Consider the following 12130-nt stretch of genomic DNA (forward strand, 5'->3'; position numbering starts at 1 on the left):
CCATTGCAATGATGTAGCGCACGGTGGTACTCACGGATGATGGCGGGAGAGGTCATGCAGCAGTCATTTCTCGATGCGTGCCCGGGCATCTATCTCGTGACGAGCCTCGAGGGTGTCATTGCGCTGGCGAACCGGGAGGCGACGCGCGCTTTTGGCCAGGACGGCGCAGAGGGCCGATCGCTCCTCGAGCTCGTTCACCCCGAGGATCGGGCCTCCTTCCAGGCGCTCTGGGCGCGATTGCCGGAGGACGGCGAGGCGCTTTCCGCCGTGAGCCGGGTCCGGGGGAAGGACGGGCAATACGAGGCGTACACCTTCCGCGCGCGCCGCGTGAACGAGGGCCCCGCGATCCACGCCGTGCTCCTCCCCGCCCCGCCGCCTGCGCGGCGCACCGAGAAGGATCCGGAGCTCGTCCTGCGCATGCTCCTCGACAACCTGGAGCTCGTGGTCACCGTCGTGGATACGAGGGGCGTTTGCACCTGGAATGAGGGCAAGAGCCTGATCACGAGCGGCCTCGGCCCGAACTTCCAGCTCGGCAAGAACCTACCCAAGGAGTATGCGAACGATCCTGTGATCAAGGAGGGCGTCGAGGGCGCCCTTCGAGGCGAGGACAAATACTACGTCGTCGAAGCGCACGGCGTCCTCTGGGAAAACTGGTTTTCGCCGGCCCGGGACGAAAACGGCGAGATCATCGGCGCCATCTGCTTGTCGCTCGACAAGAGCGAGTCGAAGCGGGCGATGCAGGAATTGCAAAACCGCATCCATCTCATCGAGCGGCAGCAGGAGGTCATCCGGAACCTCGAAACGCCGATCATCGAGGTCTGGGATCGCGTGGTCACGCTCCCCATGGTGGGCGTCGTCGACAGCGCGCGCGCCGCGCGGGTGATGGACGACCTGCTCACGGCCGTCTCCCGGCAAAGCGCTCGTTATGCGATCCTGGACCTCACGGGCGTCGAGATCGTGGACACGGCGACCGCGGCCCACATCCTCTCGCTCATCTCGGCCATTCGCCTGCTCGGCGCCGAGGGCATCATCACCGGCATCCGGCCGACCGTCGCGCAGACCGTGGTGAGCCTGGGGCTCGACCTCTCGCGCGTGATTACGTGCTCGAACCTGCGCGAGGGCCTCCGGCTTTGCATTCGGCGCATGCACGCGCAGGCGACGGCGGACGCGAACATGGGCGCGCTGGTCTGATTCGATTTGCAGGGTACGCACGAATCATGACGGGAGAGATCATGCTGCAATCATTCATCGACGCCTGCCCGGGGCTCCATTTCGTGACGAGCCCCGAGGGTGTCATTACCATGGCGAACCAGGCGGCCGCGCGTGCGTTCGGCGAGGAGGGCGCCGAGGGTCGATCGCTCTGGGAGACCGTTCACCCCGAGGATCGGGGTTATTTCCGTGCGCTCTGGGCGCGCATGCCGGAGGACGGCGAGGCGCTCTCCGCCGTGAGCAGGCTCCGGGGGACGGACGGTCAATACCAGGCGTACACCTTCAGCGCGCGCCGCGTGAAAGAGGGTCCCGGCATTCACGCCGTGCTCCTCCCCGCCGCGCCCGCGGCTCCCGCCGCCGTGCCGCGCCCCGAGGATCCGGCGGTGATCCTGCGCCACATCCTCGACAGCCTGGAGATCGCGGCCTGGATTGTTTATCCGGACGGCTCCTGTACCTTCCACGACGGGAAAAGCGCGGACACGAGCGGCTTGGGCCGCCACTTCCTCGTCGGCAAGAACCTGCTCGCGCTTTACGAGTCCGACCCCACCATCAAGGAAAACCTCCAGGCGGGCCTTCGGGGCGAGGCGCGCCACTACATCGCCGACGCGCACGACATGCTCTGGGAAAACTGGTTCTCCCCGATCAAGGACGCGCGCGGCGAGGTCGTCGCGGCCCTCGGCGTGACGCTCGACAAGAGTGATTCGAAGCGGTCCATGCAGGAGCTGCAGAACAAGCTCCACCTCATCGATCGGCAGCAGGAGGTCATCAGAAACCTCGAAACGCCGATCATCGAGGTCTGGGATCACGTCATCACGCTCCCCATGGTGGGCATCGTCGACAGCGCGCGCGCGGCGCGGGTGATGGACGACCTGCTCACGGCGGTCTCCCGGCAGAACGCTCGTTATGCGATCCTGGACCTCACGGGCGTCGAAATCGTGGACACGGCGACGGCGGCGCACATCCTCTCGCTCGTCTCGGCCATTCGCCTGCTCGGCGCCGAGGGCATCATCACCGGCATCCGGCCGACCGTCGCGCAGACCGTGGTCAGCCTGGGGCTCGACCTCTCGCGCGTGACCACGTGCGCGAACCTGCGCGAGGGCCTCCGGCTTTGCATTCGGCGCATGCAGGCGCAGGCGAAGGGCGGCACGAGCGTGGGTGCGCCGGGCTAGATCGGCAGCTCTCGCAGATACGACGACCGTTCTTGTTGCGGTCACTGCGGGCTTACGGAACACCGAGCAGCCGCTCGACCTCGTTCGTCATGAGCTGGATTGCACTCGTGTAGGTTGCCACGTCGCCACCGAGCTCGCGGACCCGTTCGACCTGCCACTGCATGAAGATTGGAATGTACCAAAGCAAGGAGACGAGGCGTCGAGGAACCTCCGCGTCCTCTTCGATCGACATCGCAGCGAGCCTCCCGAGAGCCCGCTGGAAGTCCTCCGCCGAGAACCGGCCCTGGCGAACTTGCCCCAGAAAGCCGTCCTCGAGCGACCATTCCGACTCCAACGCTTCGATCTCACTCTCGTAGCTCATTCGGAATCTCATCTCTCATGGGGCTGGGGCGTGAGCCTGGGGCTCGACCTCGCGCGCGTCAACACGTGCGCGAGCCTGCGCGAGGGCCTGAGGCTCTGCATGCGGCGCATGCAGGCGCAGGCGAAGGCCGACGCGAGCGTGGGCACGCTGGGTCTAGATCCTCAGGTGCGCGAGGCAGGAGGTGGGTGGGGGGCCTCTCCTCGCTTCGCGCCCGCACCCGCCCCGGGCCCCCGCGACCGCTCCGTCCTCGGCCCGGAGGACCACCCCCGGGGTAGCTTCCCGCTCTGCACTTCCCTCGCGGAGCCTGGGAGGGGCGGCTCTCCCTCTGTCGGTCTTGCACGAAGGACCCGCCTCAGGGTGGCGAGACGTTCTGCATGGAGGGACGGCCGGCCGGCCCTGGGTGCCTCGGCTCTCTCACCCGAGAGGCAGGAGCCACCCCCAGGGCCGTGATGCGCTGTCGATTGAACGAGGTCCGGCGGGCTTTGGTTGGTGTTGGGGCGGAGTCGCCAAAAGGAAACCCCGACGCGGGGCCTCGGCATTGGGAGGCTTTGGGAGAGAGGACCCTATCCAGGGTGGGCGATGGCTTTCGAGAGAGGGAGAGGGGGCCTCGATGGGGTCATGCGTCGGGAGCAGCTTCGATCAATGTCGCACACGCAGCACTGACATGATCTCTGCACATAGCGGCGCAGGGTCCTCCACCGCCATCAGCGACTCGTATATCGACTCGTGGAGGCTGCCGGATGGCGCGGGAGCCACGAGGTAGAGGAGTGCCGACAGGGCACGCGCCTGGGAGAACAAGGCCAGCGACTCCTCCGTACGACCGTCCGCGCCGGCCTCGGCACTCAGATCGTTGGAATCGAGCGCCTCCACCCGCTGCCTGAGGCGTGTGATCATCGACGGATCCGCCAGCTTCTCCTCACGGAGACAAGCGCGCGCGGCATCCACATCAGCATCGCTCATGCCGACCGCCGCAAGAGCGCCCTCAAACGCGCGCAACGCCGCAGACCTCTGCTGCTCGGGCGAGGCGTTGCGATAAGCCGCCATCAGCAAGGGATGACTTGATTCGAGTCGAGTGAGGGTCATCGGTCCTATCTCACAGGTGGGCCGTCATGCGCTGTCGATTGAACGAGGTCCGGCAGGCTTTGGTTGGTGTTGGGGCGGAGTCTCCCAAAGGAAACCCCGACGCGGGGCCTCGGCATTGGGAGGCTCCGGGAGAGAGGACCCTATCCAGGGTGGGCGATGGCTTCCGAGAGAGGGAGAGGGGCCTCGATGGGGTCATGCACCGCGATGCCCTTGCCCATCGCGCCTGCACAGTTGCAGCCGTGGGCAAGAGCTTGCAGTCCTTCGTGGTGGAAGAGGTCGCCTTTCAGGAAGACGGTGGGCATCGCTTCAGCGCCTCCAGCCACGCTCGCTCGAACTCCTCCACTGAGATCTCGTGTTCCTCACCAAGCTCGAGGACCTCGAACGGCTGATCCGCGAGATGTTTATTATGAGCGTCGTCTCCCCACCGCCATGTCTCACCGTAGACCTCGATCTGGCGACTCGGCCAGCCGTCGGTGATCTCCATGTATGCGGTTCCCTCTCCGAGCTCGGACTCAGCATAATGCTTGAAGTATTGCTTCATGCGGCCTCGCGGCAAACAAGGTACTTGCGGACATCCACCCGCCGTTCATGAGCGAAGACCACCTCGCTCACGACCGGATGACGTGGTCGGTCGTTCCCAAAGCCGCCCCTCGATGTCTTCCAAGGCAAGAGCGGCTTGCGTCGGGATGGGAACGACGCACGCGGTGAAAAACGCGCCGATGTTGCCGTTTCGATCGGACGCAGTCCACACACAATCGAGGCCATCTGGATATTCGCGATCCATTTTGCAATCTCCCCATGCCGCGGGTGAATACCCCGGGGGTGCGGGTGCGGAGCATCCACAGGAAACCTCGCCACCCGTGAAGCCGCGTGACGCAGTCATGTCCCAGCGATCTCCTTCGGTAAGCGCCCCACCACGATGGAGTCCAGCGCGCTATGGATATTGGTCCCAAGGAGTTGAATTCTGTCACCGAGAAGATAGACGCGGCCTATGCCATCCATTGCAAGAAACGCCTCACCGCTGTATGCCTCCCCCAGCGGGAAGAGATCACTCCCAACCTGATCCCGGAAGGCGCCGAGCCGGCCCTCTTCGCCGCTCGCAAGCTCCGGGTCCAGGTCGAAGCCCCCCCGGGCGCACTCGAGACCGGGCCCTTGGCAGTCCACACGAATGCCGCCAAACTCCTCCAGAGCTCTCTCGGCCGCCATCGACATTCGAAACCCGGCTGGTTTTTCCAGCTTTCGCCGCCACTGTGCAACCCGCCCCGTATCTCTGCGTCCTTTGTGCCATCCGGCGGCCATCAGTTGCGCTTCGGTTTGTGCAGACCATTCCGGCGCATTGAACATATCGCGCTCTGTTCCCTGACTTCATCCCGAATGCATCTTGAAGCTTCGCACAGGTAGCACACGCCGGAATTGTGGTCCCGTGATTTGCACGTCCGGGCGCTCGCACACGATCCGCCGTCATGATGCCCCCAGCGGGATTGACGCCAGCCGCGAGAGCCATCGAAATGCACTGTGGCTCAGCGCAACGACCATGGAAGGGCGAGCGTTGGGACGGAGGAATGTGGCCCCTTCCGAAGCTCAGCCCTCACTCGTCATCGAGCCGGACGCCGCACCCGCGGGCGCCTCCGCGCTGCCTGCCTTGTCCTTGCTGGGCTTCGTGCTCTCCCATTCGCGGATGGGCCGGAGCAAAGCGTCGGCGCGTGTGGCCGTCTCGGGCTTGCCGCGCTTGACCGTGCCTGCCACCTGGATGACGTACGCGCGAATCGAATCGAGCAGCGTGTCCCTGCTGTCGCGCACCTCCGGCGCCTCCACCGCGACCTCCGTCGTACCGATGACGGCTCCATACACGGCCTGCATCTCCTTGAGCAGCCCGAGGACCGGGTGCGCGCCAATGGCGTCGATACGCGGGATGAGCCCCTCCCGGTCAATGGTCGCAAGCTTGGTCTCGATCGCCGCCCACTCCTCCTTCACCTTCAGGTTCACGAACTTCCGGCCATCGGGGAAGACGCGATCCATGAGGACGAGCGCGTCCTGCCCCGCCGGCAGGAACTCCGCGAGCGAGGCCCACGCCGCGCAAATGTCGTGGAAGGCGCCGCCGACTTTATCGACGCGGCGATCCGCCTCCTTGACGGTGACGAGCCCGGAAGGCGCCTTCGCCATGGCCTGCTGGAGGACGATGCGATCGGCGACGACTTGAGCGACGGCCTCCAGCACGCTCGCAGGGAGGTCATTGTGCTTGGAGGCGGCCGACTCGACGGCGCTCGCCAAAGCGATGGCGCCATTCGAATCAACGCGGGGGAGCTGGACGAGATCGACAGGGGTGAACGTACGGGACATAGGTGCGGCAGCGTACGCGCTTCAGGCCGGCCATGTCCAGCCCGTCGGACGTGAGGGCGGACACGGGCCACGTTGACAGCATCCGGTTTGTCTGATCGCCTTTGGCGGTGACGTCGCCACGCCTGCGTAGCCTCCTCTCGTTCGGGCTCCTCGGTTGCGCGACGGCGGCGCTCGTGCCCCTCGGCTGCTCGTCGGCCAAGATCGTCCACCACGCGCAGCAGGACGAGCGCCCGCGCGTGCCAGATGCCACCGCAGAGCGCCTGCGAGCGTGCGTCGATCAGTTCGCCGGTGACCTCAACGTCGGGTACTACACGTTCGACGTCACGGTGGAGGTCGACGAAGACGGCCACGTCGTGGACGTGGAGAGCAAAGGTGTGCCCCATACGGACCTTGCGGTATGCATGCGGATCGCGCTGCGGGGCATGACGGTGCCGGAGGAGCTGCTCGGGCTGCCCAAGCTGCGCCTGTCCGCATCGCCCGCGCCTGCGAACGGTCAGACGCCGGCCGAGCGTGGGCTCGTCGGGCACCCCGCGGTGCTCGTGGCCGTGGCGGTCGCCCTCGCCGACCTCATCATCGAAGCGGCCCCCATCGTCGTCGTGATCGCCGCGTCGGTGGAGATCGGCAAGTCGGATATTGCGGAGACGGCTCCGAGGCGGCGCAAGCCAAACTTGAATCGCTGCCTCGACGCCGCTGCGGGGGGCAAATATACGTGGGAGGAATTTTGTCGCTCGATCGGCGAGGGACATCCCGGCAGCCCGTGCTGGGGAGAGGGGCCTGAGAGCGAACAACACAAAAGAGGCTGGTGTTATGCCAAGTTCAGGAGATGGTGAAACGCATGAAAGCCAAGTCGAAGACCCCTGTGAAAAACCTGCCGCCTTCGTGGATCGCCGAGCGTGAATACACGCGACTCGACGTACCGGGCCGGGTTGTCGTTCGCATTGGGTGCCCGGAACCCGACCCCATCAAAAGCGCCCATGGCGAAGTTTGGAGATGCCCACTTCAAATCGAGGGGCTTGATCTGACCCAGATCGAAGACCTTCGTCTTGATAAGGATGCTCCGCTTTTCGGATACGGCGTCGACTCGATGGATGCGCTGAGAAACGCGTTCCGTAGCATCCACGTGCTCCTCAAGAGGCACGGCACCCCCCTTCGCTGGGAAAGGACCCAGGAGGAGACGTTTGGTTTCCCCGTACAAGTGCCCACGGGCTACGGGGTCGAATTTGATCGCCGGATGGAAGAGGTGATCAACGCGATCGACGCGGCGATCTTGGAGCGCATGCGGCCCTTTTACGAGCAAATGGAACGTTACGAGGCTCGCCGCAAGGCGCGGGCGAAGCGGCGAACGAAAAAGACGCAGACCGGCGGATCGGGAGCTGACGATGTCTGAAAAGACCACCTCGAAAACCGACCAAACGCGCTGGATGGCCGAGCGCCGCCTCGAGCGACGTGATGCCGTCGGCGGCATCGTCGTGGCCCGCCGCAAGGCGCGGGCAAAGCCGCAACCGAAATGACCCACGACAGCGCGCTTGCGTGAGCGGCTGTGCCCAGCCACCCGGGCGGGAGCTGCCAGACGGGGGTAAGGCAGAAGAGCCGCCCGGGGCACGTGGAAGGCTACGAGTCTCCCTCTACCTGAAGGTTGTTGTCGACGAAGGTGAACACGTTGGGTTCGCGTTTGTCGAACTTGACACAGAGAAAGCCGTCATCGTTTCGGTCGGTACTTCGGATGGTGTCCTCGAATTGCGGCTGCGCGAAGTTGACGAGCTTCTGGACCCTCCACGTTTCCCATCCCGGGGCGCAGCCTCCTTCGGGTTGGGCCGCCATCGACGGCGGCGTCCCGAGCACGACCCAACCGAGGGCTGCGCCGAGCGCGAGGAGGTGAGACCGGAACTTGGCTCGCATATCGTTTCCCTTCCCTGTCGGCAGCACGATGCCCAAGGAAGCCAACGCCCGCGCAACGCGCGAATGCGCGGAGCCCTGGCACCGCTGACCGATGCGCGCAGTCTAGCCCTGGAGCGCACGGCCACGCCGTACGACCTTTGCCTCAAATCCACGCGGGAGGTCCATCGAATCGAGGATCGTGGCACGCGCGTGGAAGCTCGTCGTGTCGCCTTCCTACGCGTTCTTGGTTTCCCTCATGGTCCCCCTGGACGAAACGACCGTCGAGGACGCGAGGCGGGGAAACCGTTCAGACCGGCGGCTCCTCGTTGGTCTCCCGCGCCGCGCGGTTCCCGAGCTCCAGCAGGACCGACCCTGGCAACGTCGAATTGATCTCCCGACCCCGCCACCGCTCCTCGCTATGGCCCGGCGGCGGCAACATGCGCGCGATCGCCGTGGAGATCACCCCGAAGAGCCGCGGCATCAGGCCATGCAGCACCGGCAAGATCCGCCCCACGAGCCCGAGGTGCACCTCGCGTTGCCCTTCCTGCGCCGCGCGCACGATGCGCGCCGCCGCGACGTGCGCGTCGATCGACAAGAGCGGCAGCGACGACAGCACGCTGAACCAGGCGAACTCCTGCCGCTGCCGCCCGAGAAACTCCGCATTGTAGAACGAGCCCGTCCGCATCGGCCCGGGCACCACCGTCGTCACCTTCGTCCCGCGCGCGCGGAGCTCGGCGGCGATCGCCTCCGAAAAACCCACCATCGCGAATTTCGACGCCGTGTACCCGAGCATGTGCGGCAGCGGCACGCGGCCGCCGACCGACGTCACGTTCACGATCCGCGCGTCTGGTCCGAGGTGCGGCAACGCCGCGAACGTCATGTGCACCGCGCTCCAGAAATTCGAGCGCATCGCCTCGTCGAGCTTCGCCACGTCGAGCATGTCGAGCGGGGCCACCTGGATCACGCCCGCGTTGTTCACGAGCACGTCAATCTGCCCGAACCGCGACACCACGCTCTCCACGAACGCCGCCGCGTCCGCGGCATTGCCGAGGTCGCGCGCCTCGCCGAGCACGTCCGCGCCGTGCCGGCTGAGCAAAAGACGCGTCGCGCGGTCCACCGCCTCCGCGTCGCGCCCGCAAATGGCGACGCGCGCCCCTTTTCGGACGAGCTCCTCCGCCATGAGCAGCCCGAGCCCGCGCGAGCCGCCGGTCACGACCGCGACCTTTCCCTGAAGGCTGATGGCGCGCGCCCGACGAGCGAGCCAGCCCAACGTCAACCCCAGCACCGAAAGCCCGGCCAGCGCGGAAACCCGCGACATGCGCCCGTGTAGAAATCGCGCCACGGCTCCCTCCCTGGCTATCGAGGGGCAAACCGCGTACCACGACGAACGGGCGGCCGGGCCCGTCCTTCAATGCAATGTCATAGCTGAAAAAACTGCCGAATCTTCGCGAGCAGGGCCGAGCTCTTCGCGTCGGCCTCGGCCCGCGAGCTCCGGGTCGCGCGCGCGGAGAGGTTCTCTTCCAGGGCGATCTGGCGATCGACGAGGGCGCGCGTGATCTGCTCGACGAGGCGCGGATCCCCGGCGAGCACCTCCTGGAAGGCGGCTTTGCTCACCTCGACGAGCTCGCAGTCCGTCGTCGCTTTCACCGTCGCGACGCGCTTTTCGCCCGTCATGAGCGACATTTCCCCGAAGAACTGCCCGGGGCCGAGCCGCGCCACCTCGGCGACGCTCCCGCCCTCGCCGCGGCCCACGATCACCGCGAGCTCGCCTTTTTGCACGATGAAGAGCTCGCTGCCCGTCTCGCCTTGCCGGATGACGGCCTCGCCGGGCATGAAATGGCACGAGCGCGAGAGCCCCGCGAGCCGCGACAGCGAAGCCTCGGGCAGCGGCGCGAGGAAATCGACCGCCTCGAGCGCCGCCTTCCGCCGCGCCGTGTCCTGCTTCGACTCCTCCGCGCGTGACTCCGGCGTCACCGCGTGCGTGTGCACCGTGCGCATCGGGTACGGAATGGAGATCTCGGCGCGCTTGAACGCGTACCAGATCCGGTGCCGCACCGTGGAGTCGATCCGGTCGCGCAGCGCGAAATCCTCGATGAAGTAGTTCACCACGTACTCGATGCCGCTATCGGCGAAGCCACGCGTCTGCGCCGCGGGCGGCGGCTGCGCGAGGATGCCCGGCACGCCTTGCACCGCTTCGAGCAAAGCCTGCTCGACGCGCCGCGGAGAAATCTCGTAGGGCGCCGTCACCGTCACCGTGCGCCGCGCGATGTGCGTCGGCTTCGTGAAATTGCGGATCGACGTCTTCGCGAGCACGCCGTTCGGAATGATGAGCTCGACCTGCTCCAGCGTGAGCACGGTCGTCGCGCGCCAGTTGATCTCGACCACGCGGCCGATGAGCTTCGGATCGCTGTCGATGCCGATCCAGTCGCCGACCTCGAACGGCGTCTGTGCCTGAATCGCGAGCCCGGCGAAGAGGTTGCCGAGTGTCTCCTGGAGCGACAAACCGATCACGGCCGTGAGCAGCGCCGACGTCGTCAGGAGCGAGCCGGGCTCGACGCCCACGTCCCGCAGCACGATCGCCAGCGCCCCGAGGTACACGAGCCCCTGGACGATGTCGCGGATGATCCGCGGCAGCGGCTTCGACAGGCGCGCGCTGATGACCACGTCGACGACGAGCACGAAGAGCGCGCGGGCCAGCGAGAAGAGCAGGAAGAACAGGCCGAGGACCTCGAGCCCGCGGTCGATCTTCCCCTCCGGCAGAGGCAGCCGGGCGAGCACCGTGAGGGTATGCAGCCCGAGCAGGACGAGCGGCGGGCGCAGCGTGGCTCTTCGCTCGGCGCGCGGCAGAGCGAGCGCGCAGAGCAGGAGCACCGCCGCGCCGATGCCAATGCCGATCGCGCCCGCGCCGAGGGTATGGAGGACGTGCTGAGGCAGTTCGAAGCTCAAAGGAAAACCCGGTCTGGCGGCGCCCTCAGGGGCAGCCCTGGCCCGCGCCGTCGCAATCGTTGTAACAGGCCTGGCAGACGAGGCAGACCGCGGTCTCGTTGTAGAGATCGATGCCGTCGGGGAACGCCTGCAGGCACTTGTCGAAGCAGAGCTGGTCCTGGCAGTTCGGGAGGCAACTCAAGAGGCCCTGGCAGGACGGGGTCGTGGTGCACTTGAGCCAGAGCCCTTCACACGGCCCGTTCGTCGCGCAATCGATACAACCCCCGCAATCGCCCTGGCTGTCGCAGATCATGGGGCCGGTCGTGACGCTGCTGCTCACGGTGTTCGGGCCGGGACTCGGGCCGGGGCCGACGCTCGACACCATGGGGCCGGGCCCGACGCTCGACGTAATGGATGCCGGGCCGTCGGACGAGGACTGGCTCGTCCCCCCGGCGCCGCCCGTCCCCTCGCCCGGCGTGTCGACGACGACCTTCGCGCCACACCCCGCGGCGAACGCAAACCCGAGCGCGACCATCGAAACAGCGGCGGCTTCCTTCATCGCGCGCAGCATACATCGGCTCGGCCGACCACCGGCAGGATCTTTCACTTCCCATGGCCGCCGGTTCGAGGCATGAATGAACGCGATGGGCGAGGCCCTCTCCCGCGTCCTGGACCCTGCCGCGCTCGACGCCTGCGACAAGCCGCGCGGGCGGCTCGTGATCGAGGTTCCGGCCGACTGGGCCGGCGCCGTGATCGAGGTCGTGATCCCCACGCGCGTCGCCTGCGCCCGCTGCGACGGCGGCGGATGCGAAGGGTGCGGCCTTCGCGGAGGCCACCGCGTCCCCGGCGACCCGACGGGGCGCCTCGTGCGCACGCGCCTGCCGAGCGCGCTCGAGGGCGGCGTCGTGCTGCGGATCCTGCGGCCGTTCGGCGACGACGGCGCGGGGATCGCGCAGCTCCACCTCGAAGTGCGGGCGGGCACCGCCGCGAGCGCGGGCGTCACGTGGTGCGCGTCCGCCGTGCCCGAAGAGCCGCGCATCGAGCGAGCCGAGCCTCGCGCCGTCGCGCCGCCCCTCGGCGCCCGGAAGGCCGCGACGTACGCGACGATCGCCGTCGCCCTCGCCGCGCTCGTCGCGTTCGTCCTCGGGCGCTGACATCCGCGCGG

Annotated in this window: 15 protein-coding genes and 1 pseudogene; 6 read left to right on the plus strand and 10 right to left on the minus strand. The window is 66.9% G+C overall.

The window, feature by feature from the left end:
• The first annotated feature begins 54 nt into the window (after positions 1–54).
• On the plus strand, positions 55–1191 hold the full coding sequence (locus QHF85_RS26280; RefSeq protein WP_281330064.1) for an STAS domain-containing protein: 1137 nt from the start codon (positions 55–57) through the stop codon (positions 1189–1191).
• Between the two features lie 26 nt (positions 1192–1217).
• The gene (locus QHF85_RS26285; RefSeq protein ID WP_281330065.1) at positions 1218–2378 is read left to right on the plus strand and encodes an STAS domain-containing protein; all 1161 of its coding nucleotides are present in this window, start codon (positions 1218–1220) and stop codon (positions 2376–2378) included.
• 52 nt (positions 2379–2430) lie between these two features.
• Here the strand turns inward: QHF85_RS26285 and QHF85_RS26290 are convergent, their stop codons facing one another.
• The 6 genes and pseudogenes from QHF85_RS26290 to QHF85_RS26310 all read right to left on the minus strand — a co-directional run bounded on the left by QHF85_RS26290 (position 2431) and on the right by QHF85_RS26310 (position 6162).
• A complete protein-coding gene (locus tag QHF85_RS26290; RefSeq protein ID WP_281330066.1) occupies positions 2431–2739 on the minus strand; it encodes a hypothetical protein in 309 nt (102 codons plus the stop codon).
• A gap of 639 nt (positions 2740–3378) precedes the next feature.
• Positions 3379–3822, minus strand: coding sequence for a hypothetical protein (locus QHF85_RS26295; RefSeq protein WP_281330067.1), 444 nt, complete (start codon positions 3820–3822; stop codon positions 3379–3381).
• A gap of 197 nt (positions 3823–4019) precedes the next feature.
• Positions 4020–4124 (minus strand): annotated as a pseudogene (locus QHF85_RS49825) (phosphatase); the annotation flags it as partial.
• Positions 4106–4363, minus strand: a complete 258-nt coding sequence (locus QHF85_RS26300) for a hypothetical protein (protein WP_281330068.1) — start codon at positions 4361–4363, stop codon at positions 4106–4108. The gene QHF85_RS26300 and the pseudogene QHF85_RS49825, both read right to left, overlap by 19 nt.
• A 338-nt stretch (positions 4364–4701) precedes the next feature.
• Complete coding sequence (locus QHF85_RS26305) at positions 4702–5166, minus strand: SUKH-3 domain-containing protein (RefSeq protein WP_281330069.1); 465 nt, start codon at positions 5164–5166, stop codon at positions 4702–4704.
• A gap of 237 nt (positions 5167–5403) precedes the next feature.
• Positions 5404–6162 carry a hypothetical protein gene (locus QHF85_RS26310; RefSeq protein WP_281330070.1) on the minus strand — a complete coding sequence of 253 codons (759 nt, stop codon included), beginning with the start codon at positions 6160–6162 and terminating at the stop codon, positions 5404–5406.
• Positions 6163–6269: 107 nt separating this feature from the next.
• On the opposite strand from QHF85_RS26310, the gene QHF85_RS26315 reads away from it, so the two are divergent.
• From QHF85_RS26315 to QHF85_RS26325, 3 genes are read left to right on the plus strand one after another with little or no spacing between them, the layout of a single operon-like run.
• Positions 6270–6992, plus strand: coding sequence for a hypothetical protein (locus QHF85_RS26315; protein ID WP_281330071.1), 723 nt, complete (start codon positions 6270–6272; stop codon positions 6990–6992).
• 5 nt (positions 6993–6997) lie between these two features.
• Complete coding sequence (locus QHF85_RS26320) at positions 6998–7549, plus strand: hypothetical protein (RefSeq protein WP_281330072.1); 552 nt, start codon at positions 6998–7000, stop codon at positions 7547–7549.
• On the plus strand, positions 7542–7673 hold the full coding sequence (locus QHF85_RS26325) for a hypothetical protein (protein ID WP_281330073.1): 132 nt from the start codon (positions 7542–7544) through the stop codon (positions 7671–7673). The genes QHF85_RS26320 and QHF85_RS26325 overlap by 8 nt, the downstream gene beginning before the upstream one ends.
• Positions 7674–7773: 100 nt before the next feature.
• Here the strand turns inward: QHF85_RS26325 and QHF85_RS26330 are convergent, their stop codons facing one another.
• The 4 genes from QHF85_RS26330 to QHF85_RS26345 all read right to left on the minus strand — a co-directional run bounded on the left by QHF85_RS26330 (position 7774) and on the right by QHF85_RS26345 (position 11524).
• On the minus strand, positions 7774–8097 hold the full coding sequence (locus tag QHF85_RS26330; RefSeq protein ID WP_281330074.1) for a hypothetical protein: 324 nt from the start codon (positions 8095–8097) through the stop codon (positions 7774–7776).
• A gap of 250 nt (positions 8098–8347) precedes the next feature.
• The gene (locus QHF85_RS26335) at positions 8348–9382 is read right to left on the minus strand and encodes an SDR family oxidoreductase (protein ID WP_281330075.1); all 1035 of its coding nucleotides are present in this window, start codon (positions 9380–9382) and stop codon (positions 8348–8350) included.
• A gap of 77 nt (positions 9383–9459) precedes the next feature.
• On the minus strand, positions 9460–10986 hold the full coding sequence (locus tag QHF85_RS26340; RefSeq protein ID WP_281330076.1) for a mechanosensitive ion channel family protein: 1527 nt from the start codon (positions 10984–10986) through the stop codon (positions 9460–9462).
• A 25-nt stretch (positions 10987–11011) separates the two neighbouring features.
• A complete protein-coding gene (locus QHF85_RS26345) occupies positions 11012–11524 on the minus strand; it encodes a hypothetical protein (protein ID WP_281330077.1) in 513 nt (170 codons plus the stop codon).
• A gap of 76 nt (positions 11525–11600) precedes the next feature.
• On the opposite strand from QHF85_RS26345, the gene QHF85_RS26350 reads away from it, so the two are divergent.
• Complete coding sequence (locus QHF85_RS26350) at positions 11601–12119, plus strand: hypothetical protein (protein WP_281330078.1); 519 nt, start codon at positions 11601–11603, stop codon at positions 12117–12119.
• The last annotated feature ends 11 nt before the right edge of the window (positions 12120–12130 follow it).

This window comes from Polyangium sp. 6x1 (genome assembly GCF_029946515.1).
Lineage (GTDB): Bacteria > Myxococcota_A > Polyangia > Polyangiales > Polyangiaceae > Polyangium.

What these genes read in the sequence shown, in the direction of transcription:
- QHF85_RS26285 (WP_281330065.1), top strand. Translation starts at nt 1,218, where the DNA reads ATGACGGGAGAGATCATGCTGCAATCATTCATCGACGCCTGCCCGGGG.
- QHF85_RS26295 (WP_281330067.1), bottom strand. Translation starts at nt 3,822, where the DNA reads ATGACCCTCACTCGACTCGAATCAAGTCATCCCTTGCTGATGGCGGCT.
- QHF85_RS26320 (WP_281330072.1), top strand. Translation starts at nt 6,998, where the DNA reads ATGAAAGCCAAGTCGAAGACCCCTGTGAAAAACCTGCCGCCTTCGTGG.
- QHF85_RS26280 (WP_281330064.1), top strand. Translation starts at nt 55, where the DNA reads ATGCAGCAGTCATTTCTCGATGCGTGCCCGGGCATCTATCTCGTGACG.
- QHF85_RS26310 (WP_281330070.1), bottom strand. Translation starts at nt 6,162, where the DNA reads ATGTCCCGTACGTTCACCCCTGTCGATCTCGTCCAGCTCCCCCGCGTT.
- QHF85_RS26290 (WP_281330066.1), bottom strand. Translation starts at nt 2,739, where the DNA reads ATGAGCTACGAGAGTGAGATCGAAGCGTTGGAGTCGGAATGGTCGCTC.
- QHF85_RS26325 (WP_281330073.1), top strand. Translation starts at nt 7,542, where the DNA reads ATGTCTGAAAAGACCACCTCGAAAACCGACCAAACGCGCTGGATGGCC.
- QHF85_RS26300 (WP_281330068.1), bottom strand. Translation starts at nt 4,363, where the DNA reads ATGAAGCAATACTTCAAGCATTATGCTGAGTCCGAGCTCGGAGAGGGA.
- QHF85_RS26345 (WP_281330077.1), bottom strand. Translation starts at nt 11,524, where the DNA reads ATGAAGGAAGCCGCCGCTGTTTCGATGGTCGCGCTCGGGTTTGCGTTC.
- QHF85_RS26350 (WP_281330078.1), top strand. Translation starts at nt 11,601, where the DNA reads ATGAACGCGATGGGCGAGGCCCTCTCCCGCGTCCTGGACCCTGCCGCG.
- QHF85_RS26305 (WP_281330069.1), bottom strand. Translation starts at nt 5,166, where the DNA reads ATGTTCAATGCGCCGGAATGGTCTGCACAAACCGAAGCGCAACTGATG.